The organism is Streptomyces koelreuteriae (genome assembly GCF_018604545.1).
Lineage (GTDB): Bacteria > Actinomycetota > Actinomycetes > Streptomycetales > Streptomycetaceae > Streptomyces > Streptomyces koelreuteriae.
In genome coordinates this window covers 4,971,599-4,995,025 of the sequence record NZ_CP075896.1, presented here as the reverse complement: position 1 = coordinate 4,995,025, position 23,427 = coordinate 4,971,599, and the positions used below count along the sequence as shown (strand labels likewise).

The 23,427-nt window shown below is 71.4% G+C and carries 20 protein-coding genes and 1 tRNA gene; 9 read left to right on the top strand and 12 right to left on the bottom strand.

The window, feature by feature from the left end:
- Positions 1-9 precede the first annotated feature (9 nt).
- From hutI to hutU, 4 genes are read right to left on the bottom strand one after another with little or no spacing between them, the layout of a single operon-like run.
- Complete coding sequence (gene hutI / locus KJK29_RS22655) at positions 10-1,305, bottom strand: imidazolonepropionase (RefSeq protein ID WP_215120976.1); 1,296 nt, start codon at positions 1,303-1,305, stop codon at positions 10-12.
- Positions 1,302-2,651, bottom strand: a complete 1,350-nt coding sequence (locus KJK29_RS22650) for a formimidoylglutamate deiminase (protein ID WP_215120975.1) — start codon at positions 2,649-2,651, stop codon at positions 1,302-1,304. The genes hutI and KJK29_RS22650 overlap by 4 nt, the downstream gene beginning before the upstream one ends.
- Positions 2,648-3,850: an allantoate amidohydrolase gene (locus tag KJK29_RS22645; RefSeq protein WP_215124409.1), complete on the bottom strand. Its 1,203-nt coding sequence runs from the start codon at positions 3,848-3,850 to the stop codon at positions 2,648-2,650. The genes KJK29_RS22650 and KJK29_RS22645 overlap by 4 nt, the downstream gene beginning before the upstream one ends.
- Positions 3,851-3,903: 53 nt before the next feature.
- Positions 3,904-5,568 (bottom strand): urocanate hydratase, encoded by a 1,665-nt coding sequence (gene hutU, locus KJK29_RS22640; protein WP_215120974.1) that lies wholly within the window; start codon positions 5,566-5,568, stop codon positions 3,904-3,906.
- On the opposite strand from hutU, the gene KJK29_RS22635 reads away from it, so the two are divergent.
- Positions 5,567-7,066, top strand: a complete 1,500-nt coding sequence (locus KJK29_RS22635) for a type III PLP-dependent enzyme domain-containing protein (protein ID WP_215120973.1) — start codon at positions 5,567-5,569, stop codon at positions 7,064-7,066. The genes hutU and KJK29_RS22635 overlap by 2 nt on opposite strands.
- A gap of 61 nt (positions 7,067-7,127) precedes the next feature.
- On the opposite strand, the gene KJK29_RS22630 is transcribed toward KJK29_RS22635, so the two are convergent.
- Together KJK29_RS22630 and KJK29_RS22625 are read right to left on the bottom strand one after the other, a co-directional pair.
- Entirely contained in the window at positions 7,128-7,736 is a 609-nt protein-coding gene (locus KJK29_RS22630; RefSeq protein WP_215120972.1) for a hypothetical protein, read from the bottom strand.
- Positions 7,737-7,832: 96 nt separating this feature from the next.
- On the bottom strand, positions 7,833-8,675 hold the full coding sequence (locus KJK29_RS22625) for a MurR/RpiR family transcriptional regulator (protein ID WP_193480035.1): 843 nt from the start codon (positions 8,673-8,675) through the stop codon (positions 7,833-7,835).
- A 175-nt stretch (positions 8,676-8,850) separates the two neighbouring features.
- Here KJK29_RS22625 and KJK29_RS22620 point away from each other — a divergent pair, with 175 nt between their 5' ends.
- Entirely contained in the window at positions 8,851-9,273 is a 423-nt protein-coding gene (locus tag KJK29_RS22620) for a hypothetical protein (protein ID WP_215124408.1), read from the top strand.
- Positions 9,274-9,288: 15 nt separating this feature from the next.
- Here KJK29_RS22620 and KJK29_RS22615 read toward each other — a convergent pair whose 3' ends face one another.
- Positions 9,289-10,050 carry an SDR family oxidoreductase gene (locus KJK29_RS22615; protein WP_215120971.1) on the bottom strand — a complete coding sequence of 254 codons (762 nt, stop codon included), beginning with the start codon at positions 10,048-10,050 and terminating at the stop codon, positions 9,289-9,291.
- Positions 10,051-10,195: 145 nt separating this feature from the next.
- On the opposite strand from KJK29_RS22615, the gene KJK29_RS22610 reads away from it, so the two are divergent.
- Positions 10,196-11,050: a helix-turn-helix transcriptional regulator gene (locus KJK29_RS22610; RefSeq protein ID WP_215120970.1), complete on the top strand. Its 855-nt coding sequence runs from the start codon at positions 10,196-10,198 to the stop codon at positions 11,048-11,050.
- Positions 11,051-11,368: 318 nt separating this feature from the next.
- Here KJK29_RS22610 and KJK29_RS22605 read toward each other — a convergent pair whose 3' ends face one another.
- A complete protein-coding gene (locus tag KJK29_RS22605; RefSeq protein WP_215120969.1) occupies positions 11,369-12,775 on the bottom strand; it encodes a cystathionine beta-synthase in 1,407 nt (468 codons plus the stop codon).
- Positions 12,776-12,934: 159 nt separating this feature from the next.
- Here KJK29_RS22605 and KJK29_RS22600 point away from each other — a divergent pair, with 159 nt between their 5' ends.
- From KJK29_RS22600 to KJK29_RS22590, 3 genes are all read left to right on the top strand, one after another.
- On the top strand, positions 12,935-13,960 hold the full coding sequence (locus KJK29_RS22600; RefSeq protein WP_215120968.1) for an SGNH/GDSL hydrolase family protein: 1,026 nt from the start codon (positions 12,935-12,937) through the stop codon (positions 13,958-13,960).
- Positions 13,961-14,089: 129 nt separating this feature from the next.
- Positions 14,090-15,310, top strand: a complete 1,221-nt coding sequence (locus KJK29_RS22595) for an acetyl-CoA C-acetyltransferase (protein ID WP_215120967.1) — start codon at positions 14,090-14,092, stop codon at positions 15,308-15,310.
- Between the two features lie 273 nt (positions 15,311-15,583).
- Positions 15,584-16,366 (top strand): hypothetical protein, encoded by a 783-nt coding sequence (locus KJK29_RS22590; RefSeq protein WP_215120966.1) that lies wholly within the window; start codon positions 15,584-15,586, stop codon positions 16,364-16,366.
- Positions 16,367-16,444: 78 nt separating this feature from the next.
- Here KJK29_RS22590 and KJK29_RS22585 read toward each other — a convergent pair whose 3' ends face one another.
- Positions 16,445-16,756 (bottom strand): hypothetical protein, encoded by a 312-nt coding sequence (locus KJK29_RS22585; RefSeq protein WP_215120965.1) that lies wholly within the window; start codon positions 16,754-16,756, stop codon positions 16,445-16,447.
- Positions 16,757-16,857: 101 nt separating this feature from the next.
- On the opposite strand from KJK29_RS22585, the gene KJK29_RS22580 reads away from it, so the two are divergent.
- Positions 16,858-17,088 carry a DUF4287 domain-containing protein gene (locus KJK29_RS22580; RefSeq protein WP_215120964.1) on the top strand — a complete coding sequence of 77 codons (231 nt, stop codon included), beginning with the start codon at positions 16,858-16,860 and terminating at the stop codon, positions 17,086-17,088.
- An 83-nt stretch (positions 17,089-17,171) separates the two neighbouring features.
- Here KJK29_RS22580 and KJK29_RS22575 read toward each other — a convergent pair whose 3' ends face one another.
- The 3 genes from KJK29_RS22575 to KJK29_RS22565 all read right to left on the bottom strand — a co-directional run bounded on the left by KJK29_RS22575 (position 17,172) and on the right by KJK29_RS22565 (position 19,656).
- Positions 17,172-18,080: a Bax inhibitor-1/YccA family protein gene (locus KJK29_RS22575; protein ID WP_215120963.1), complete on the bottom strand. Its 909-nt coding sequence runs from the start codon at positions 18,078-18,080 to the stop codon at positions 17,172-17,174.
- A 169-nt stretch (positions 18,081-18,249) separates the two neighbouring features.
- Entirely contained in the window at positions 18,250-19,425 is a 1,176-nt protein-coding gene (locus KJK29_RS22570; protein ID WP_215120962.1) for a 4-hydroxybenzoate 3-monooxygenase, read from the bottom strand.
- Positions 19,426-19,572: 147 nt separating this feature from the next.
- A tRNA-Leu gene (locus KJK29_RS22565) sits at positions 19,573-19,656 on the bottom strand.
- A 417-nt stretch (positions 19,657-20,073) separates the two neighbouring features.
- On the opposite strand from KJK29_RS22565, the gene KJK29_RS22560 reads away from it, so the two are divergent.
- A complete protein-coding gene (locus KJK29_RS22560; protein ID WP_215120961.1) occupies positions 20,074-20,844 on the top strand; it encodes an ABC transporter ATP-binding protein in 771 nt (256 codons plus the stop codon).
- Between the two features lie 38 nt (positions 20,845-20,882).
- Entirely contained in the window at positions 20,883-23,414 is a 2,532-nt protein-coding gene (locus tag KJK29_RS22555) for an ABC transporter permease (protein ID WP_215120960.1), read from the top strand.
- Positions 23,415-23,427 lie beyond the last annotated feature (13 nt).

The window sequence follows — 23,427 nt, the reverse complement described above, 5'->3', positions numbered from 1 at the left end:
ACCGGCCCATCAGAGCACCCTTTCGCCGCGCCGCCAGACCCCGGTGACCAGGGGGACGCCCGGGCGGTAGGCCAGGTGGACGTGGCTCGGGGCGTCGAGGAGTGTCAGATCGGCGTACGCGCCCGGCGTGACGCGGCCGATGTCGGTGCGCCGCAGGGCCGCCGCGCCGCCCGCCGTGGCCGACCAGAGGGCCTCGTCCGGGGTCATGCCCATGTCCCGTACGGCGAGCGCGACGCAGAACGGCACGGACGACGTGAAGGACGAGCCCGGGTTGCAGTCGGTGGACAGGGCCACGGTGACACCGGCGTCGAGGAGGCGGCGGGCGTCCGGCCACTCGGCCCGGGTGGAGAACTCCGCGCCGGGCAGCAGGGTGGCGACCGTGTCCCCGCTCGCCAGGGCGTCGACGTCCGCGTCCGTGAGGTGGGTGCAGTGGTCGGCGCTGGCCGCGTCGAGCTCGACGGCGAGCTGGACGCCCGGGCCGTAGGAGAGCTGGTTGGCGTGGATACGGGGGTGCAGGCCCTTGGCCTTGCCCGCGCTGAGGATCGCGCGGGCCTGGTCGCCGTCGAACGCGCCCTTCTCGCAGAAGACGTCGATCCAGCGGGCGTACGGGGCGCAGGCGTCGAGCATCTCGCCGGTGACCAGGGCGACGTAACCGGCGGGGTCCTCGGCGAACTCGGGGGCGACGATGTGGGCGCCGAGGTAGGTGACCTCGTCGGTGTGGGCGGCGGCGACGCGCAGGGCCCGGGCCTCGTCCTCGACGGTCAGGCCGTAGCCCGACTTGGTCTCGAAGGTGGTGGTGCCCTGGTGCAGCGCCTCGCGGAGGTAACGGGTGACGTTGGCCGCGAGTTCCGCGTCGCTCGCGGCGCGGGTCGCGGCGACGGTCGTGCGGATGCCGCCCGCGCTGTACGGCCGCCCCGACATACGGGCGTTGAACTCCTGCGTGCGGTCGCCCGCGAAGACGAGGTGCGAGTGGGAGTCGACGAAGCCCGGGATCACCGCCCTGCCACCCGCGTCGACCCGATTGTCAGTGGCGGGTGCTTTGCTTTGATCACCGGTCCACACGACGCGGTCGCCCTCGATGGCGACGGCCGCGTCATGGACCAGTCCGAGGGGGGATCTGTCACCGAGGGAGGAGTCGTTGGTGACCAGGCTGGCGATGTTCGTGATGAGCGTGCTTGCGGTGCTCGCGGAGTGGGCGGGGCTGACGGTCGTCGCGTTGCTCATGGCGTCCTTGGTGGCCTGGTCGGCGGTGGGGTCGGGTTCGGGGGCGGAGTCGGGCCGCCCAGGCGCGCGGCCCGGGGTCATCCGCGCAGGGCTTCGACGGCGTCCGCGAGGGCTTTCGGCACATCCGGTACGAGGGAGTGGACCCCGTTCCGTACAACGTGCCGACCTCCCACGACCGTATGCGACACGTCTGCTGCCGACGCGGCGAATACGGCCGTCTCGGCCCCGAGCCGCGGAAGCGGTCCAGCCGTTCTGACCGAGTCGAGCGCGACCGTCGTGAAGTCGGCGAGCGCGCCCGGTTCCAGGGCGCCGGCGTCCTCCCAGCCGAGGGCGGCGTGCCCGTCGGCCGAGGCCGCCCGCAGCAGGGCCGCTGCCGTCCAGTGACCCCGGGTGCGGGTGCGCAGCCGCTCGTTCAGCTCCAGCGCCCGCGCCTCCTCCAGCAGGTCGATGACGGCGTGGCTGTCGGAGCCGAGGGAGAGCGGGGAGCCCTCGTTCTGCAGGGCGGCAGCGGGCCCGATGCCGTCGGCCAGGTCTCGCTCGGTCGTGGGGCACATACAGGTGCCGGTGCCGCTGCCGCCGATGAGGGAGATGTCCTCGGCGGTGAGGTGGGTGTTGTGGACGCCGGTCGTGCGCGGCCCGAGGACACCGTGCAGGGCGAGCAACTGCGTCGGAGTGCACCCGTGGATCTCCAGGCAGGCCTCGTTCTCGGCGGTCTGCTCCGACAGGTGCACATGCAGCGGGGCCCGCCGCTCCTCGGCCCACCGCGCGACGGTCGCCAGCTGGTCGGCGGGCACGGCCCGTACGGAGTGGATCGCCGCTCCGATCCGCGCGTGATCCTGTTCCTTGAGAACTGAACAGCGTTCGGCCCAGGCGTCCGCCGTGCCGTCGGAGAAGCGGAGTTGCTGGGCGGAGGGCGGCTGCCCGAAGCCGGAGGAGAGATAGGCGGTGTCGAGGAGGGTGACGCGGATCCCGGCTTCGGCGGCGGCCGCGATCAGGGCCTCGCCCATCGCGTTGGGGTCGGCGTAGGGGGTGCCGCCGGGGGCGTGGTGGACGTAGTGGAACTCGCCGACCGCCGTGATGCCGGCCAGGGCCATCTCGGCGTACACGGCGCGGGCCAGGGCGTGGTAGGTGTCCGGGGTGAGCCGGGCGGCCGTGGCGTACATGACCTCGCGCCAGGTCCAGAAGGTCCCGGACCCGACCTGGACGGTGCCGCGCAGGGCCCGGTGGAAGGCGTGGCTGTGGGCGTTGGCCAGCCCGGGGAGGGTGAGGCCGCGCAGGATCTCGGCGCCGGGGGGCGGGGTGGTGACCTCGGTGCGGACGGCGGTGATCCGGTCGTCGTGGACGTCAAGGGCGACGCCCGGCTCGACGTGCGTGCCGAGCCAGGCGTGTTCCAGCCAGTACGTACGGGGCTGCTGGGTGGGCGTCACGTGCGGGCCAGTCCTTCCAGTACGTCGGCGAGGGCGAGTACCCCGGCCACGCAGTCGTCCTCGGTCGCGGACTCGGCCGGCGAGTGGGAGACGCCGGTCGGGTTGCGCACGAACAGCATGGCGGTCGGGATGCTCCCCGACAGGATCCCGGCGTCGTGTCCGGCGCCGGTGCCGAGGACGGGGACCGTGAGGCCGGTGTCCTTGCCGAGGATGCGGGCGAGTTCGTCGCGCAGGGCGTGGTCGAACTCGACGACGGGGGTGAAGGACTCGCGGACGACGGCCAGATCCACGCCGTGGGCGGCGGCGTACTCCCCGGCCGCCTTCTCCACTCCGGCGACCACGGCGTCCAGGCTGTCCTGGTCGGCGGCGCGCGAGTCGAGCCAGCCGCGCACCAGGGAGGGGATGGCGTTGACGCCGTTCGGCTCGACGGCGATCTTGCCGAAGGTGGCGACGGCACCGGCGAGTTCCGCCTCGCGACGGGCGGCGAGGACGGTCTCGGCGTAGGACAGCATGGGGTCGCGCCGGTCGGCGAGCCGGGTGGTGCCGGCGTGGTTGGCCTCGCCCCGGAAGTCGAACCGCCACCGGCCGTGCGGCCAGATCGCGCTGGCGATGCCGACCCGGTCGCCGGACAGGTCCAGGGCCCGGCCCTGCTCGACGTGGAGTTCGACGAAGGCGCCGATCCGGGCGAGCCGTTCGGGGTCGGGGCCGATGGCGTCGGGGTCGTATCCGGCGGCCTCCATGGCGCGCGGCAGCGTCACGCCCTCGCCGTCGGTGAGCCGGTGCGCCTGCTCGCGGGTGAGCTGTCCGGCGGTGAGCCGGGATCCGACACAGGCGAGCCCGAACCGGGCGCCCTCCTCGTCACCGAAGTTCACGATGGCGAGGGGGCGGGTGAACCGCGTGCCCCGGCCGCGCAGTTCGTCCAGCGCGGCGAAGGCGGACACGACTCCGAGGGGCCCGTCGAAGGCCCCGCCGTCCGGCACGGAGTCCAGATGCGACCCGGTGACGACGGCGTCCCCGGCGGCGGGATCACCGAGCCAGGCCCACTGGTTGCCGTTCCGGTCGGTCTCGTAGGTGAGGCCGCGCGCCCGGGCCTGCTCCTGGAACCAGGCCCGGCAGTCCCCGTCGACCCCGCTCCAGGCGAAGCGCCGGTAGCCGCCGGAGGCGGGGTGACGGCCGAGGGGGAGCAGCTCGCGCCACATCCGGTGGAAGGAGTCGCCGGTGGGGTCCGGCAGCGCGTCGGCGGTTTCCTGGGTCACGCGTCGTCACCCTCGCGCATCGGGACCCGGACGCCCTTGTCCTGTGCGACGGACTCCGCGATGTCGTACCCGGCGTCGACATGCCGGATGACGCCCATGCCGGGGTCGTTCGTGAGGACGCGGCGGATCTTCTCCCCGGCCAGTTTCGTGCCGTCGGCCACCGTCACCTGCCCGGCGTGGATCGACCGCCCCATGCCGACGCCGCCCCCGTGGTGCAGGGAGACCCAGGACGCCCCGGACGCCACGTTCACCATCGCGTTGAGCAGCGGCCAGTCGGCGATCGCGTCGGAGCCGTCGAGCATGGCCTCGGTCTCCCGGTAGGGGGAGGCGACGGAGCCGCAGTCGAGGTGGTCGCGGCCGATGACGACCGGCGCGGCCAGCTCCCCGCTCGCGACCATGTCGTTGAACCGCTCACCGGCCTTGTCTCGCTCGCCGTAGCCGAGCCAGCAGATCCGGGCGGGCAGGCCCTGGAAGTGGACCCGCTCCCCCGCCATCTTGATCCAGCGGGCCAGGGACTCGTTCTCCGGGAAGAGGTCGAGGATCGCCTTGTCGGTCTTCGCGATGTCGGAGGCCTCGCCGGACAGCGCGGCCCAGCGGAAGGGGCCCTTGCCCTCGCAGAACAGCGGGCGGATGTAGGCGGGGACGAAGCCGGGGAAGGCGAAGGCCCGGTCGTAGCCGGCGAGCTGGGCCTCGCCCCGGATGGAGTTGCCGTAGTCGAAGACCTCGGCGCCGGCGTCCATGAAGCCGACCATGGCCTCGACGTGCGTGGCCATGGACTCGCGGGCCCGGGTGGTGAACCCGGCCGGGTCCTTCGCGGCGGCGTCGGCCATGTCCTCGAAGGCCGTGCCGAGGGGCAGATAGGCCAGCGGGTCGTGGGCGGAGGTCTGGTCGGTCACGATGTCGATGGGGGCGCCCATGGCGAGCAGCTGCGGCAGCAGCTCGGCGGCGTTGCCGAGGACCCCGATGGACAGCGGCCGGCGGGCGTCACGGGCCTCGGTGGCCAGCTGGAGGGCGTGGTCGAGGGACTCGGCCTTCACGTCCAGGTACCGGTGCTCGATCCGCCGCTCGATGGCACGCGGGTCGCAGTCGATGCAGATCGCCACACCGTCGTTCATCGTCACGGCGAGCGGCTGGGCGCCGCCCATGCCGCCGAGACCGGCGGTGAGGGTGATCGTCCCCGCGAGGGTGCCGCCGAACTTCTTCGCGGCGACGGCGGCGAAGGTCTCGTAGGTGCCCTGGAGGATGCCCTGGGTGCCGATGTAGATCCAGGAGCCGGCGGTCATCTGCCCGTACATGGTCAGGCCGAGGGCCTCCAGGCGGCGGAACTCCTCCCAGTTCGCCCAGTCGCCGACGAGGTTGGAGTTGGCGATGAGGACGCGCGGGGCCCACTCGTGGGTCTGCATGACACCGACGGGTCGGCCCGACTGGACGAGCATCGTCTCGTCCTGCTTGAGCGTCCTCAGGGTGCGGACCATCGCGTCGAAGGAGCGCCAGTCGCGGGCCGCCTTGCCGGTGCCGCCGTAGACGACGAGCTTGTCGGGGTGCTCGGCGACCTCCGGGTCGAGGTTGTTCTGCAGCATCCGCAGGGCGGCTTCCTGCTGCCATCCCAGGGCGCTCGGTTCCGTGCCGCGCGATGCTCGGACGGGGCGGGGTCCTGACATGGGCTGCCTCCCGGCGGTCTGTTGTTACGTCTATTCACATCCTGGCTTCATGAATAGAGCTAGTCAATACATGGGGCGGTCGGCGCGGCGGTGCCCCGGATGTTTGGCTGGATCCATGGATGACGACATTCAGGCAGGCGAATTCGGCGCCGGGCGGGCGGCCCGGCGGGACGAGGCGGTGCGGGCGGCCGTGGAGCAGGGATTGGTCGGGGCCGACAGCCCCGTCGTCGGGCTGCTGGACGTCACCGGCATCCGGGAGTCGGCGGCGGAGCTGCGGGCGGCGTTCGACGCGGTCGTGGCCCCGGGCACGCCCGTGCTGCACGCCTTCGCGGTGAAGGCGACCCCGCTGGTGCCGGTGCTGCGGCTGCTGCGCGAGGAGGGCATCGGAGCGGAGGTGGCGAGCCCGGGCGAGCTGGCACTGGCACGGGCGGCGGGGCTGAGCCCGGAGATGACGGTCCTGGACTCCCCCGCCAAGACACCGGCCGAGCTGCGCGAGGCGCTGGACCTGGGCATCGCCGTCAACGCGGACAATCCGCAGGAGCTGGACCGCCTCGACGGCCTGATGAACGCCGATGCCGGCGGCAGTCGCTCACCGCTCGGGATCCGGGTGAATCCGCAGGTCGGCGGGGGCTCGATCGGGGCGACCTCGACGGCCACGGCGACCTCGAAGTTCGGGGTGGCGCTGCGTGACGAGGGGGCCCGGGAGTGGGTCGTACGGGCGTACCAGGACCGCCCGTGGCTGACCCGGCTGCACGCGCACACCGGGTCCCAGGGCATCCCGCTGTCGCTGCTGGCCCGGGGGGTCGCGGAGGTGTACGCGCTCGCCGAGGAGATCAACCGGCGGATCGGGCGTCAGCAGATCGACACGCTCGACATCGGCGGCGGGCTGCCGGTGAACTTCGCGTCGGACGCGACGACGCCGACGTACGAGCAATACGCGCGGACGCTGGCCGAGGAGGTGCCGGGGCTGTTCGACGGGCGGTACGGGCTGGTCACGGAGTTCGGGCGGTCACTGCTGGCCAAGCACGGCACGGTGGTGGCGCGGGTCGAGTACGCGAAGTCCTCCGGCGGGCGGGCGGTGGCGGTGACGCATGCCGGGGTGCAGGTCGCCACGCGGACGGTGTACGCGCCGGAGAGCTGGCCGCTGCGGATCGGGGCGTACGACGCGAAGGGGCGGGTGAAGGAGGGGCCCGTCGTGGTGCAGGACGTCGCGGGGCCGGCCTGTTTCTCGGGGGATCTGCTGGCGGAGGGGCGGTCCATGCCGGTGCTGGAGCAGGGGGATTACGCGGCGGCGCTGGATACGGGGGCGTATTACTTCGCGCATCACTATGGGTACAACTCCCTTCTGCGGCCTGGGGTTTATGGGTTCGGGCCGGGTGGGGAAGGGGGTGTGGTCTTCGCGGTCGTGCGGGAGGCGCAGACGGTTCAGGAGGTTGTGGCGGAGTCTGGTGGGGCGTATGTGGAGGGGCTGACGCAGTCGCCGTTGGGGCTTCCGTAGTCACCGGTCTGCGGGTGCGTTGTGGTTGTTCGCGCAGTTCCCCGCGCCCCTGGAAGGCCGACTACACCAGCGACGGTGATTTCCTGCGCGCCCCGCCCGGGGCCGCGTCCCCCGCTGCGATGCCCGTGCTGCGGTACGCCTTGACCTGCTTGCCCGCCGGGCTGCCCGCGTCCCCGCGCAGCCAGTCCACCCGGACCCACAGCAGCGCCTCGTCGGACCGCTCCCGGCGGCCCAGCCAGGCCGCCTTGAGCCATAGGCCCGCTCCGCAGCCGGCCAGGAGCAGGCCACCGGTGGCCGGGGTGGCGAAGGCGGTGGCCAGGGCGGTGAGGAAGGCGAGGAGGAGCCACCAGCGGTGGTGGCGGCGCCAGTTGCGTACCGTCACCGCGCGGTCCTGGAGTACGTCGTGCTTGGCGGCGCGGGACGCGGAGGCGGCCAGGGTGACGTAGCGCTTGCGGCCTCCGTGGGCCACCGCCGCCGTCGCCAGGACGAACAGTGCCGCCCCGGCCAGGACGCCGATGCGGCGGCCGGTCAGTCCCGGCGTGAGGACGCCGACGCCCGCGGCACACACGCCCAGCCACCACAGCGGTGCGGCCCCCGCCCGTACGACGACGGCGACCCGGGCCAGTCCATGTCCGTGTGCATGTCCGTGTCCATGTCCACTGCGCGTCACGTTCAGCCTCCGTACGGTCTCCGAAGCCTCTGGGGGGCAGAGACGCACGTTAGCGACGCAACGTGAGACACGGATGAGAGGACGATGCCCCTGCCGTCAGTCCACGAACAGCCCCCGCGCCGCCGCCTTCGCGTCGAACTCCTCCAGGCGGGACTGGGCCTCGGGCAGGTCGTCGCACATTGCCTCCAGCAGCACCCGGCCGAGCAGCATCGGCGCGCAGGCCGTGTCGAAGGCCAGGCCGGTGCCGACCGCGGCGGGGATGAGCAGGTCGGACACCTTGGCGACCGGTGCGAAGGCGGAGTCGGCGACCGTGACGACGGTCAGCCCGGCCTCCTTGGCGTGGGCGAGGGTGTCGACGACCTCGCGGGGATGCCTGGGCAGGGCGAAACAGAGCAGTGCGGTCGCACCGGCCCGGACGGCGGCGTCGATGCGGTCCTGGACCATCGTGCCGCCCTCGTTGAGCAGCCGTACGTCGGGATGGACCTTGGCGGCGAAGTAGGCGAAGCCGTGTGCCTGGGCGGCGGCCGCCCTGAGGCCCAGGACGGGGAGCGGACGGGAGGCCGCGAGGAGGCGCCCGGCCCGCTGCACGGGCCCGGTGTCGGCCAGGGCCTCCGCAAGGTGGCGCAGGTTCTCGATCTCGGCCTCGACGGCCTGCTGGTACTCGTTGACGGACCCGGCGTCCGCCGCGGGTTCGGCCGGGGCGACCTCGCGCAGATGGCGGCGCAGGGCCGGATAGCCGTCGAAGCCCAGGGCCACGGCGAAGCGGGTCACGGACGGCTGGCTGACCCCGGCCAGTTCGGCGAGCTCCACGCTCGACAGGAACGGCACATCGGCGGCCCGGCGCACCATGCTGTGCGCGATGCGCCGCTGGGTCGGCGTCAGCCGGTGGCCCTCGAAGAGCGCCTGGAGCCGCGCGGCAGGGCTGTCGGTCACGCTCATGACGTGCTCCCCCTCGCCTATTCAGTAGCTGAGGATTCTGCATGAGCATATGCAGACCGGCAAGCGGGAGTGGAGGGCCGCCCCCGGGCTGCCCCGGGTCGCCCCCGTCCCGACACGGGGGCTAACCCCAGTGCGGCGGGCCCTGCTTCTTTCTACCTTGGGTCTCATGACCGGAATGGACGCGCGGGACACCGAGCTCAAGAAGGAACTCGACGCCACCCTGCACGCGCGCAGGGAGCTGGGCGAGGAGTACGAGTCCGCGCTGGTCGACTCGTTCCTGGAGAAGGTCGACCAGCGGATCGACGGCGCGGTGGACCGCCGGGTGCGCCGGCAGCTCGCCGAGCAGCAGATGCAGACGGCCCGGGAGTCCCGGTCGCCGCGCCCCACGGACTCCTGGGGCGAGCGCTTCGGCTTCGGCATCGTCTCCCTGGTCCTCGCGGTGCCGCTGTCCGCGATCGGCGGGGGCGTGGCCCGGCTGCCCGGCATGCTCGTCGCCTGGGCCGGCATCGTGGGCGTCAACGTCGTCCAGGCCCTGCGCACCAACCCGGATCTGTTCGGCCGCCGCAGGTCCTCCCGGGACAGCGGCTGGGAGGACTGAGCGGGCGTAGGCGGTTCAGGCCTGCCGGGTGGGCAGCGCGACGATCTGCCGCAGATTGACCCGGCGCGGCCGGCTGGTCGTGTAGGCCACCAGGTCGGCCAGTTCCTCGGCGGACAGCGTGCCCACCTGGTCCCGCAGCTCCGCAACCTGCCGGGCCAGTTCCGCGTCGCCGATGTGGGTGAGCAGCTCGCTCTCGACGAACCCGGGTTCGATGTTGGTGACCCGGACGTCCCGCGGCCCGAACTCACCGCGCAGGGAGTCCGACAGGTAGGTGACGGCCGCCTTGGTCGCGCCGTACACCGCGTAGTTCGGGAAGCTCATGTGCGCGGCGATGGACGAGATATTCACGATGTCGGCCGTACGGCCGTCGGCCGCCGCGCCCACCAGGTCGCCGGTGAAGGCGCCGGTGATCCGCAGCACCCCGGCGACGTTGGTGTCGAGCATGCGCTGCCACTCGTCGGTGCGCCGGGCGTCGACGGGGTGCGGCAGCATGACGCCGGCGGAGTTGACGACCAGGTCGACGGGCCCGTACTCGGTGTGGATCCGGTCGGCGGCGGCTTCCACGGACGCGTCGTCGGTGACGTCCGCGACGACGGCCAGGGCCTGTCCGCCGTCGGCGCGGATCTTCCCGGCGAGCTCCGTCAGCCGTTCCTCACGCCGGGCCAGCAGCGCCACCCGTGCGCCCCGGGCGGCCAGCAGGACGGCGATGGCCTCGCCGATCCCGCTCGCGGCCCCGGTGACGACGGCGGTGCGGCCGGCCAGGTTCTCGTACGACATGGGAGATCCCCTCGGTGGTGGCCGGGGCGTCTCCCCGGCCTCGTCCACCACCCTCGGCGCCCTCGGCCGCCCTACCCAGGGGGGCGCTTTTCCTGGGTCTGCCAGTACCAGGCTCAGCGCGCGCGGGGGGCCTAGGCTCGAAGGCATGGACGGAGAACTGGGAGATTTCCTGCGCTCGCGCCGCGCCCGTATCCAGCCCGAGGAGGTGGGGCTGCCCACCTACGGCCGCCGCCGTGTCCCGGGTCTGCGCCGCGAGGAGGTGGCGCAGCTCGCCGGGGTGAGCGTCGACTACTACGTCCGTCTGGAGCAGGGCAGGGGGCCGGGGGACCCCGCCCGGACGAAGTCCGGGGGCGTGTCCGACGCCGTGCTGGACGCGGTGGCGCGGGTGCTGCGGCTGGACGAGGCGGAGCACGCGTATCTGCGGGCGGTCGCCCGGCCCCGTCGGGCGGAGAACGTTCCGGGCGGGTCGAGGGTGCGCCCGGGTGTCCAGCTGATCCTCGACGGCATGGACCGCAACCCGGCGTACGTCCTGGACCACCGGATGGAGGTGCTCGGCTGGAACGCGCTCGCCGACGCCCTGCTCGACTTCACCGGCGCCGGCTCCGACGAGCGCAACATCCCGCGCCGCGTCTTCCTCGATCCCACCGCCCGCGAGGTCTATCCGGACTGGTCCGCGATCGCGGGCCAGACGGTCGCCCATCTGCGGCTGCAGGCGGGCCACCACCCGGGGGACTCCGCCACCGGGGAACTCGTCGCGGAACTCTCCCGCGTCAGCGAGGACTTCCGCCGCCTGTGGGCCGACCATCTGGTCAAGCCCTGCGACCACGGGGTGAAGCAGCTGCGGCACCCGGTCGCCGGCCTGCTGACCCTCCCGTACGAGACCCTCGCGATCCCCGGGGCACCGGACCAGACGATCGTCGCCTACGCGCCGGAGCCGGGCTCGGAGACGGCGGAGCGCCTGGCGCTGCTGGGGAGTTGGGCGACGAGCCGGGCCGGCTGAGGCCGGGGAGATGATGCGCGGGGACCGCCGCACCCCCTGTTCGGGGGGCGGGACGACGGCGGTCCCCGCGAGGGACGCGGGCCTGGTCAGGGCCGGGCTGGCGCGTCAGTAGGGTCCATGGAGGTCCGGGAGCCGCTCCGGAGGTCCGTGACGCCTACGGCGTCGGCCGGGGCGGGGAGCCGCTCCCGCCCTGCCGACACCCACCAATGTGCAGGACTCGTGTTAAGCGGGTGCTGCGCGAACGTGACACGCTCGTACCACTTCCGCGAAGTCCGCGAAGATCACGGACGCCGCAAGTTCACCCGGTTCACGGGTGGTTCACCTGGTGGCCGCCGCCGCTTTCCCGGTCCGGGCGAGGAAGGACAGCAGGTCCTGCCGGCTGACGACACCGGTCGGCTTGCCCTCGACCAGGACGATCGCCGCGTCGGCCTTGCCCAGCACGGCCATCAGGTCCTCGACCGGTTCGCCGGAGCCGACCTGGGGCAGCGGGCCGCACATGTGCTTCTCCAGCGGGTCCTCCAGGGAGGCGCTCTTGCTGAACAGCGCGTCGAGCAGCTCGCGTTCCACGACCGAGCCGACGACCTCGGCGGCCATCACGTCGGGGTGGCCCGCGCCCGGCTTGACGACCGGCATCTGCGAGACGCCGTACTCGCGCAGCACGTCGATGGCCTGGCCGACCGTCTCGTCGGGGTGCATGTGGACGAGGGAGGGCATGCGGTCGCCCTCCTTGTCGGCGAGGACGTCGCCGACGCGGGCGCTCGGGCCCGAGTCCTCCAGGAAGCCGTAGTCGGCCATCCACTCGTCGTTGAAGATCTTGCTGAGGTAGCCGCGCCCGCTGTCCGGCAGCAGCACCACCACGACGTCGTCCGGGCCGAGCCGCCCGGCGACCTCCAGCGCGGCCACGACCGCCATGCCGCAGGAGCCGCCGACCAGGAGGCCCTCCTCCTTGGCCAGGCGGCGGGTCATCTGGAAGGAGTCCTTGTCGGACACGGCGACGATCTCGTCCGCGACGGTCCGGTCGTAGGCGGTGGGCCAGAAGTCCTCGCCGACGCCCTCGACGAGGTACGGCCGCCCGGAGCCGCCGGAGTAGACGGAGCCCTCGGGGTCGGCGCCGACGACCTGCACCGTGCCGTCGCTGATCTCCTTGAGGTAGCGCCCGGTCCCGGAGATGGTGCCGCCGGTGCCCACGCCCGCGACGAAGTGGGTGATCTTCCCCTCCGTCTGCTCCCACAGCTCCGGGCCGGTGGAGTGGTAGTGGGAGAGCGGGTTGTGGGGGTTGGAGTACTGGTCGGGCTTCCAGGCGCCCGGCGTCTCACGGACCAGCCGGTCGGAGACGTTGTAGTACGAGTCCGGGTGCTCGGGGTCCACCGCGGTCGGGCACACGACCACCTCGGCGCCGTACGCCCGCAGCACGTTGATCTTGTCGGTGCTCACCTTGTCGGGGCACACGAAGATGCACTTGTACCCCTTCTGCTGCGCCACGATGGCGAGTCCGACCCCGGTGTTGCCGCTGGTCGGCTCCACGATCGTGCCGCCGGGCTTGAGCGCGCCGCTCTCCTCCGCCGCCTCGATCATGCGCAGGGCGATGCGGTCCTTCACGGACCCGCCGGGGTTGAAGTACTCCACCTTGGCCAGGACGGTCGCCCTGATGCCCTTGGTCACGCTGTTGAGCCTCACCAGCGGGGTGTTGCCGACGAGGCTGATCATCGAGTCGTGGAACTGCACCGTTGTCTCCGGATGCCGCAGAAGAAGTGGTCTGTGTGGTGCCGCCAGCCTATGTGCTGCCCGTCGTCCGTGACGGTCGTTCACTCCGCGTTGAGATTGGGCGACGGCCTGTACGGGGCAAGCACAGGGTGTACGGGTTCGAGGAGGTGGCGGCGACGCATGACGAGCATGTCGAGGGCGAGAGTGGCCCGGCGGATCGCGGCCGGCGCGGCATACGGCGGCGGCGGTATCGGTCTGGCGGGGGCGGCCGCCGTGGGGCTGGTGCTGGCCGAGGTCCAGCTGGCGCGGCGCCGGGTGGGCAACGGCACGTCAGGTCACGTGCCGCACGCGGACGGGCTGTACGGCCGTGCGTACGCCGGCCCCGGTCAGTCGCCGCTGCGGCTGACCATGCTGGGCGACTCCACGGCCGCGGGCCAGGGCGTGCACCGGTCCGGGCAGACACCGGGGGCGCTGCTGGCGTCGGGCCTCGCGGCGCTGGCGGAGTGCCCGGTGCAGCTGCGCACGGTGGCGACGCCCGGGGCCCGTTCGGACGACCTGGACCGCCAGGTGGCCCTGGTGCTGGCCGACCCCGATCCGGCGCCCGACATCTGCGTGATCATGGTCGGCGCGAACGACGTCACCCACCGCATGCCCCCGACCCGCTCGGTGCGCTGCCTGGCCTCGGCGGTACGGCGGCTGCGCACGGCCGGTGCGGAGGTGGTGGTCGGCACCTGTCCCGACCTGGGCACGATCGAGCCGGTCCGGCAGCCGCTGCGCTGGCTGGCGCGCCGGGCCTCCCGCCAGCTGGCGGCAGCCCAGACGATCGGGGTGGTCGAGCAGGGCGGCCGGACGGTGTCCCTGGGCGACCTGCTGGGCCCCGAGTTCGCCGAGAACCCGCGCGAGCTGTTCGGGCCCGACAGCTACCACCCCTCCGCCGAGGGCTACGCGACGGCGGCGATGGCGGTCCTGCCGAGCGTCTGCGCCTCCCTCGGCCTGTGGCCGGCCGAGGAGGAGCGCCCGGACGCCTCCCGTCGCGAGGGCTTCCTGCCGGTGGCCCGGGCGGCGGCGGAGGCCGCCTCGGAGGCGGGCACGGAGGTCGCGGCGGCGATGCCGACCGGGTCGCGGGGACCCTGGGCCCTGCTGAAGCGGAGGCGGCGCCGGCGGGTGCCCGAGCAGGAGCCGGCGCCCGCGACGCCCTCGAATTGAGGACAGGGAAAGCAAGCGCTTAGTAAACTGCGGTCAGGGTCACACCGCGAGACCCGTGACCCAGGCCATACGTACGGGTAACTTCCCAGACAGCCCAAGCAGACCACCCGGTACGTCAATGGAGCCGTGATGCCCGAAGCCGTGATCGTCTCAGCCGCCCGCTCCCCCATCGGCCGCGCCGTCAAGGGCTCTCTCAAGGACCTCCGCCCGGACGATCTGACCGCGACGATCGTCCAGGCCGCCCTGGCCAAGGTCCCCGAGCTGGACCCCAAGGACATCGACGACCTGATGCTCGGCTGCGGCCTGCCCGGCGGCGAGCAGGGCCACAACCTCGGCCGCATCGTGGCCGTACAGGCGGGGATGGACCACCTGCCGGGCTGTACCGTCACCCGGTACTGCTCCTCCTCCCTGCAGACCTCCCGCATGGCCCTGCACGCCATCAAGGCCGGCGAGGGCGACGTCTTCATCTCGGCCGGCGTCGAGACCGTCTCCCGGTACGCGAAGGGCAGCTCCGACGGCCTGCCCGACACGCACAACCCGCTCTTCGCCGACGCCGAGGCCCGCACCGTCGAGACCGCCCAGTCCGAGGGCTCGACCTGGCACGACCCGCGCGAGGACGGCCTGCTGCCCGACCCGTACATCGCGATGGGCCAGACCGCCGAGAACCTGGCCCGCGCCAAGGGCGTCACCCGCCAGGACATGGACGAGTTCGGCGTCCGCTCGCAGAACCTCGCCGAGGAAGCCATCAAGAACGGCTTCTGGGAGCGCGAGATCACCCCGGTGACGCTCCCCGACGGCACGGTCGTCTCCAAGGACGACGGCCCCCGCGCCGGCGTCACCCTGGAGGGCGTCCAGGGCCTCAAGCCGGTCTTCCGCCCGGACGGCCTGGTCACCGCCGCCAACTGCTGCCCGCTGAACGACGGTGCCGCCGCGCTCGTGATCATGTCCGACACCAAGGCCCGCGAGCTGGGCCTCACCCCGCTCGCCCGCATCGTGTCGACCGGCGTCTCCGGCCTCTCCCCCGAGATCATGGGCCTCGGCCCGGTCGAGGCGAGCAAGCAGGCGCTGCGCCGCGCGAACCTGTCGATCGACGACATCGACCTGGTCGAGATCAACGAGGCGTTCGCCGCCCAGGTGATCCCCTCCTACCGCGACCTGGGCATCCCGCTGGAGAAGCTGAACGTCAACGGCGGCGCCATCGCCGTCGGCCACCCCTTCGGTATGACCGGCGCCCGCATCACCACCACGCTCATCAACTCCCTCCAGTTCCACGACAAGCAGTTCGGTCTGGAGACGATGTGCGTCGGCGGCGGCCAGGGCATGGCCATGGTCATCGAGCGCCTCAGCTGAGCACCGCACCGTAGCCGTCCTGGCACCGGCTGTGAGGTACCGGCCCGGAACCCCGGAAACCCCAGGGTTCTGGGCCGTTTTGTGATCCAATCTCCCCCAGGATGTGACCTATCTCCCTCCATCCGGGGAGAAGCGCAGGTCACAGTAGCCACACCCCCTCCCCCGAGGGCGAAGCCCTGTCCGTTTGGTGACGTTACGCACTGACAGCTGGTTAGTCCGCCCTTCAAGCTGATGTAGGAAGTCGGGGGTCGACTTTGAACCGGGAGTACGTCAGTGAGCGCCATGCCGATCGCGTTGCTGGTCACCACGGCCGCCACGGGCGCCGTGGGCGTTGCCGTCCTGCGCACCGTTCTGCAGCTGCGGCGACAGGTCGCGGCCCTGCACACCGCGCTGGCCGAGAGCCGGGCCGCCACCACGCGTGCGCTGCTGCCGGCCGCCCGCAGCCATGCCGACGCCGAGGAGATACGCGCCGCCGTCGCGGCCGCCCTGGCCGAGGAGCGGGAGCGGGAGCTCGCCGAGGCGCGGGCGTTCTGGGCCGCCCAGGAGACCCGTGACGCCTCCGACGCCCCGACCCTGCTGGGCCTGCCCGACCCCGATCTGTTCCTGCCCCGGCAGGCCGATTTCGCGGGTCTGGAGCCGGTCTCCGAGTCGGGCGCGGACACCGAGGAACCGGCCGCCGAGTCCCCGGAGCTGGCCGCGGCCCGCCGCCGCCACCCCTCCCACCCGGACTTCGTACCGGCGCAGTCCCCCGTGGCGAACGACCACGAGCGCACGGTCGCGACCCTGGAGGAGCTGGCCTCCTCCCGCGTGGAACTGACGGACGTCCGCCCGGGCCCGCTGGGCACCCTCGACGTCTACGTCTTCGCCGACGGCACGACCCTCTGCATGACCCCGGGCCACCGCGAAACAGCGGAACACCTCGCGACAGCACTGCGCGCGGGCGAGACCCCGATTCTCCTGGGCGGCTCGGGCGTATCAGGGGCGTACTCGCTCACCTTCGAGTGCGGCGAAGAGAACGTCTACATCCTGGCCGACCGAGTGATCGCGTCCCTCTAGGGGCGCGGGGCTGTATCGATGTACGGCTCCGCCGCGTGGGCGCGAGCAACCACACACAACCGGCCCACGCGAACGGCGCTAAACCCCCGCCCGCTTCTGCGCCTCCTCCACCACCCTCACCGCGTCATCGACATCGGCCTCACTGGGAATCACCACCGCCAGATCATGCACGGCAACAGTGATCTGATCTGCGGCAGCAAACATCCCCGCATCCGGCATCTCCCGAGGCTCCACCCCCGGCTCCTCAAGGGCCTGCGCCCTCCGGGCCAACTCCCGGGCCAGCCCGAGAGCCTCGGCGGCAGCGCCCCGCTGCAGCCGGCTCTGGGGCGCGGCCCTCAAACGATCGGCGAAGTGATCCACCGCACGGGTCAGAGGCGTCGTATCAACCACGCCGCGAGCGTACGCGTCGCACCGGGACTGTTGCCAACGGGCGAACACTCAGGCACGGTGACCTGAAGGACCGGCTTACATCCCAGCGTCCGGAGGCGCCGATGTCCCAAGTCTTCTCCGAAGAGACCCATCGCAACCTGCTAGCCCGCATCCCGCACTGCACCGGTCGTGAAATCACCGACTGGCTTCGCACCGTCGAAGACGGTCCGGCGCTCTTCCGCTTCGAGGAAAAGGTCAGCTGGCTCCGGCACGAACACAACCTGGCCTACGGCCACGCCAAGGCGATCGTCCACGAGTACGACCTGAGGAGGGCCGCGCGCAAACTGCTCTAGGCGCGGACAACGACAGAGGACAACGAGAAGGGCCCCGGCCGAAGCCGGGGCCCTATCGCGTGCGACGGTCAGGACTGGCCGTACTAGTCGCTGCTGTTGAGGATCGAGATGAGCCTCAGGAACTCCAGGTAGATCCACACCAGCGTCAGCGTGAGGCCGAAGGCCGCGAACCACGCCTCCTCGCGCGGAGCACCGTAGGCGATGCCGTCCTCGACCTGCTTGAAGTCCAGGGCGAGGAAGCAGGCGCCGAGGATGATGCCGATGACGCCGAAGATGACGCCGAGGGCACCGCTGCGGAAGCCGAGGCCGTCACCGCCGCCGAACACCGCGAACAGCAGGTTCACGGTCATCAGCAGGATGAAGCCGAGCGCGGCCGCCATCACGAAGCCGTAGAAGCGGCGGTTGACGCGGATCCAGCCGGCCTTGTAGGCGATCAGCACACCGGCGAAGACCGCCATGGTGCCGATCACGGCCTGCATGGCCGCGCCGTCGGCGATGCGGTTGTCGACGATGTTGGAGACGACGCCGAGGAAGACACCCTCGAACGCCGCATACGTCAGGATCAGCGCGGGCGAGGCCTTGCGCTTGAAGGACTGGACGAACGCCAGGACCATGCCGATCAGCGCGGCGCCGATACCGATGCCGTAGCTACGGCTGATGTTGGCGTCGTCGATCGGCAGCAGGGCCCAGGAGAGCGCGGCGGTGAGGATGAGCACACCGAGCGTGCTCGCCGTGCGCAGGACGACGTCGTCGATGGTCATCCGGCCTGTGGTGGCCGGCGCCTGCGGCGGTGCGCCGTGCTGCAGGTCCTGCTGGGCGTAAGGGTTCTGCGCGTACGGGTTCTGCGCGTACTGGTCGCCCGTCGGCTGCGCGTACGGGTTGCCCTGCGTGGCGACAGCGGGACCCCCGGCCTGCGGCGCGGTGTTGAAGCCCGCGTAGCCGTTGTCGCGGCTGAACCCCCGTCGCGAGAAGACCGGGTTTCTGCTCCTCATTTCACTCCTCCATGGCCACACGTCATGGCCTTGGCTCAAGAGTAATAGGTAGGCAAAGGAATGACCCTAGTGCTTGGGGAGGATCTTTCCCTCATCGTGCTGCCCAACACGCTACGCGGCTTCGTGATTCCCCTCACCGGAGGGGGTCATTCATCACGTCGCCCGAACCTCAGCCGAAGGGGAAGCCCGTGTACCCCTCCGCCAGGTCGGTCTCGGCGGCGCGGTTGGAGGCGATCCGCTCCAGCCGGGCGAGCTGGAGCCGGTCCTCGAAGCCGGTCGCGCCGGGGGCGCGATGCAGCAGGGTCGTCATGTCGTAGGAGAACCGCTCGGCCTGCCAGACGCGGCGCAGGCAGGTCTGTGAATAGGCGTCCAGCAGTTCCGCCGAACCGGTCTCCTTCCGGTGTGTCAGGGCCCGGGCGAACGTCACGACGTCGCCGACGGCGAGATTCAGCCCCTTGGCTCCGGTCGGCGGCACGATGTGCGCCGCGTCACCCGCGAGGAAGAGGCGGCCGTGGCGCATGGGCTCGTGGACGTAGGAGCGCATGGGGGTGACGGACTTCTGGGTGATCGGGCCGCGCTCCAGGCGCCAGTCGTCGGCGGTCTCGAAGCGGCGCTCCAGCTCGTCCCAGATCTCCTCGTCGCTCCACGCCCCGGCGTCGGTGCCGTCGGGCACCTGGAGGTAGAGGCGGGAGACGGACGGCGAGCGCATGGACAGGAGGGCGAAGCCTCGGTCGTGGCGGGCGTAGACCAGCTCGTCGTGCGAGGGCGGTACGTCAGCGAGGATGCCGAGCCAGCCGAAGGGGTACGTCCGTTCGAAGACCTGGGTCAGTTCGGCCGGGATCGCCGACCGGGCCACACCCCAGAAGCCGTCGCAGCCGACGACGTACTCGCACTCCAGGACGCCCTCGCTCCCCTCGTGCCGGAAGCGGACGCGCGGGGCGTCGGTGGCGGCGTCCTCCACGGCCAGCGCCTCCGCCTCGAACAGCAGCGGGCCGCCCTCCTGGAGCTGGAGGGAGATGAGGTCCTTGCAGACCTCGGTCTGGGCGTAGACCATCACGGACCGGCCACCGGTGAGGGCGGGGAAGTCGACGCGGTGCCGTCGGCGGTCGAAGCGCAGTTCGATGCCGTCGTGGCGCAGGCCCTCGCGGTCCATGCGCTCCCCGGCGCCGGCCGCGCGCACTACGTCGGCCGTGCCCTGCTCCAGGATCCCGGCCCGCTGCCGCCGTTCGACGTAGGCACGGTCGCGGCTCTCCAGGACGACCGAGTCGATGCCCGCGTTGTGGAGCAGCCGGGCGAGGAGGAGGCCGGCGGGGCCGGCTCCGATGATGCCGACGGTGGTGCGCATCGGGCACCTTCTCTCTCAGGTTCACGGAGGCTTGTTCGCGTGGTGAAAAATATTTCACTACTGTCGGATGTGAGTTTCCGACGGCATGCGCCCGCTGTCAACGGGCATGCCGTGAAGTCTTCAATGAACCATGCAGGAGTCGGAAGGTGCCCGGAGCCGGACTCGAACCGGCACGCCCGCGAAGGGGCAGCGAGGTTTAAGCTCGCCGTGTCTGCATTCCACCATCCGGGCAGGCCATGGGCTCCGCGTCGAGGTTCCGAGACTATCGGGACGGATCCCCCGAACAGCGGAAGCACGGACCGATGTTGTCTTATTTTATTGACGTCTGAGGGTGCATCAGCACCCGGAACGCGCCATCCGCACTTGCCAATAGCCTTCCGTGCGGCGGTGGGCGCCGCATACGGAATGACGGAATTTCACCGCCCGAACGAGGGCACTCCACCTGTTCTCGACATCAGGGCCTCTCGGGTTCCCGACACCGGGGCCGCTCAGGGGCGTTCGTCATCCCCAGGTATGACACCGCCGCTCCTGGTCAGACCGAAGTCGGCCCTCGGAACGGGAACTGCGGGTGACTACACGGCGGCGGGGGACCCGGACGATGGATCACATCCCCCTGACCGCATCACCGTCCGACAGGAGTGCCATCCCGTGACCACCTCTTCCCTCGCCGACCGGGCCACCGCCGTGGCCGCGCGCGCCACGGATCTCTCGAAGATCTACGGGCAGGGTGAGACCCAGGTGGTCGCCCTGGACCGGGTCTCCGCCGACTTCCGGCAGGCCGAGTTCACCGCGATCATGGGCCCCTCCGGCTCCGGCAAGTCGACCCTGATGCACTGTGTGGCCGGTCTCGACTCCTTCTCCTCCGGGTCCGTGCGCATCGGCGACACCGAGCTCGGCTCCCTGAAGGACAAGCAGCTCACCAAGCTGCGCCGGGACAAGATCGGCTTCATCTTCCAGGCGTTCAACCTGCTGCCGACCCTGACGGCCCTGGAGAACATCACCCTCCCGATGGACATCGCGGGCCGCAAGCCGGACAAGCAGTGGCTGGACTCCGTCATCCGCATGGTCGGCCTGGCGGACCGGCTGGGCCACCGGCCCTCGCAGCTGTCGGGCGGTCAGCAGCAGCGCGTCGCCGTGGCGCGGGCGCTGGCCTCCAAGCCCGAGATCATCTTCGGTGACGAGCCCACCGGAAACCTCGACTCGCGCTCCGGCGCCGAGGTGCTGGGCTTCCTGCGCAACTCCGTGCGGGAGCTGGGCCAGACGGTGGTGATGGTGACGCACGACCCGGTGGCCGCGGCCTACGCGGACCGGGTCGTCTTCCTCGCGGACGGCCGGATCGTGGACGAGATGCACGGCCCGACGGCCGACTCGGTGCTCGACCGGATGAAGGCGTTCGACGCCAAGGGCCGCACCAGCTGATCCCCCGTCAGGACCGACAGGACTGAGAAGAAGAACCCATGTTCCGTACCGCCTTGCGCAATGTGCTCGCGCACAAGGCCCGGCTCCTGATGACCGTGCTCGCCGTGATGCTCGGCGTGGCCTTCGTGTCGGGGACCCTGGTCTTCACCAACACCATCTCCGACGCGTTCCAGAAGAGCTCCGCCAAGGGCTTCGACCGGGTCGACGTCGCCGTGACCTCGGACTACCAGGAATCCGAGGGCGACCGGGTCGGCAAGGTCCACGACCTGGACCGGGCCGTGCTCGACAAGAGCGAGCGCGTTCCCGGCGCCGCGTCCGCCATCGGCGTCGTGCAGGGCTTCACGGCCATCGCCGACAAGGACGGCAAGCTGATCGGCGAGGGCTTCCAGTCGCAGGGCGGCAACTACTGGGGGGACAAGGACCCCCGTTACCCCCTGACGAGCGGACACGCGCCCAAGGGCCCGGGCGAGATCCTCATCGACTCCGAGACGGCGAAGCGCGCCGGGTACGAGGTCGGCGACACCGTACGCATGTCGGTCGACGGGCCGGTCCTGACCCCGAAGATCGCCGGCATCTTCACCACCGACGACGGCAATGTCGCGGCCGGCGGCTCCCTGACCCTGTTCGACACGGCGACCGCGCAGAAGCAGTTCGGCAAGGCGGGCGTCTACGACCAGATCGACGTCACGGCGAAGCCGGGCGTCTCGCAGACCGCGCTCAAGGCGGAGCTGGACAAGGCACTGCCCGAGGGCACCGTCCAGACCACCACGGGCAAGCAGCTGGCCGACGACCAGGCCGAGACCATCTCCCAGTCGATGAGCGGCATGCAGACGGCCCTGCTGGTCTTCGCCGGCATCGCCCTGTTCGTCGGCACCTTCATCATCGCCAACACCTTCACCATGCTGGTCGCCCAGCGCACCAAGGAGCTGGCGCTGATGCGGGCGGTCGGTGCCTCGCGCCGGCAGGTGACGCGGTCGGTGCTGATCGAGGCGTTCGTGGTCGGGGCGGTCGCCGCCGTGACCGGTCTGGTCGCGGGCATCGGCATCGGGGCCGGAATGCGCTCCCTGATGGGCTCGTTCGGCGCGACCGTGCCCGACGGCCCGCTGGTCATCGAGCCGGCCACGATCGCCGTCGCGTTCGCCGTCGGCATCCTGGTGACCATGCTGGCGGCATGGCTGCCGGGCCGCCGGGCCGCGAAGATCCCGCCGGTCGCGGCCATGAGCAGCGTCCACGCCACGGCCACGACCAAGTCGCTGGTGCTGCGCAACACCCTGGGCACCCTGTTCTCGGCCGCGGGCGTCGCGGTGGTCCTGATGGCCACGACCATGGACGGCTCGGACGGCCAGATGCCCATGGGCTTCGGCGCGGTGCTGCTGATCATCGGCGTGTTCATCCTGACCCCGCTGCTGTCCCGGCCGCTGATCGCCGCGGCGGCGCCGGTGCTGCGCGCCTTCGGTGTCTCCGGCAAGCTGGCCCGGCAGAACTCGGTGCGCAACCCGCGCCGTACGGCGGCCACCGCCTCGGCGCTGATGATCGGCCTGACCCTGATCACCGGTATGACGGTGACGGCGGGCAGCCTCCAGCAGGCCATCGACAAGATGGCGGCGTCCGCGATCAAGGCGGACTACGTGGTGTCCATGGCGAACGGCAACCCGCTCTCCCCGGACGTCGAGAAGAAGCTGCGGCAGACCGACGGCGTCACCGCCACGAGCGCGCTGACCAACGCGGTCGCCCGTGTCGACGGCAAGACCGACGAGTATCTGACCGGCGTCAACGGCGCCGCGATCGGCGAGCTGGCGGGCCCGAAGGTCGACGACGGTTCGTTCAAGGTGGGCGGTTCCCAGGTCGTCGTGGACACCACGACCGCCGAGGCGAACCACTGGAAGGCCGGTTCGAGCTTCAGCGTCGCCTTCGAGGACGGCAAGAAGCAGCGGTTCACCGTCGCCGGTACCTACGAGGGCAACGAGTACCTCAGCGGCATCCTGCTCGACCAGTCGGCGCTCGCGCCGCACACGTCCGACCCGTACGTCATGAAGGTCATGGCGAAGACCTCCGGCGGCCCGTCCGGCGCGGCGCAGGACAAGCTGGAGAAGGCCCTCGACAACAACCCGGCGATCAAGGTCCAGGACAAGCAGGACATCTCCAACGAGATCGCGAAGATGTTCACGCTGATGCTGAACATGCTCTACGGACTGCTCGCCATGGCCGTGATCGTGGCGGTCCTCGGGGTCATCAACACCCTGGCCATGTCGGTCTTCGAACGCTCCCAGGAGATCGGCATGCTCCGGGCGATCGGCCTGGACCGCAAGGGCATCAAGCGGATGGTCCGCATGGAGTCCCTGGTGATCTCGCTGTTCGGCGGGGTGCTGGGCATCGGCCTGGGCGTGTTCTTCGGCTGGGCGGCCGGTGAGCTGCTGGCCTCCAAGATGCCGACCTACGCGCTGGTCCTGCCCTGGGCGCGGATGGGTGTCTTCCTGCTGCTGGCCGCGACGGTGGGTGTCCTCGCGGCGCTGTGGCCGGCCCGGCGGGCGGCCCGGCTGAACATGCTGGAAGCGATCAAGGCGGAGTAGCGGGCACGGCGAA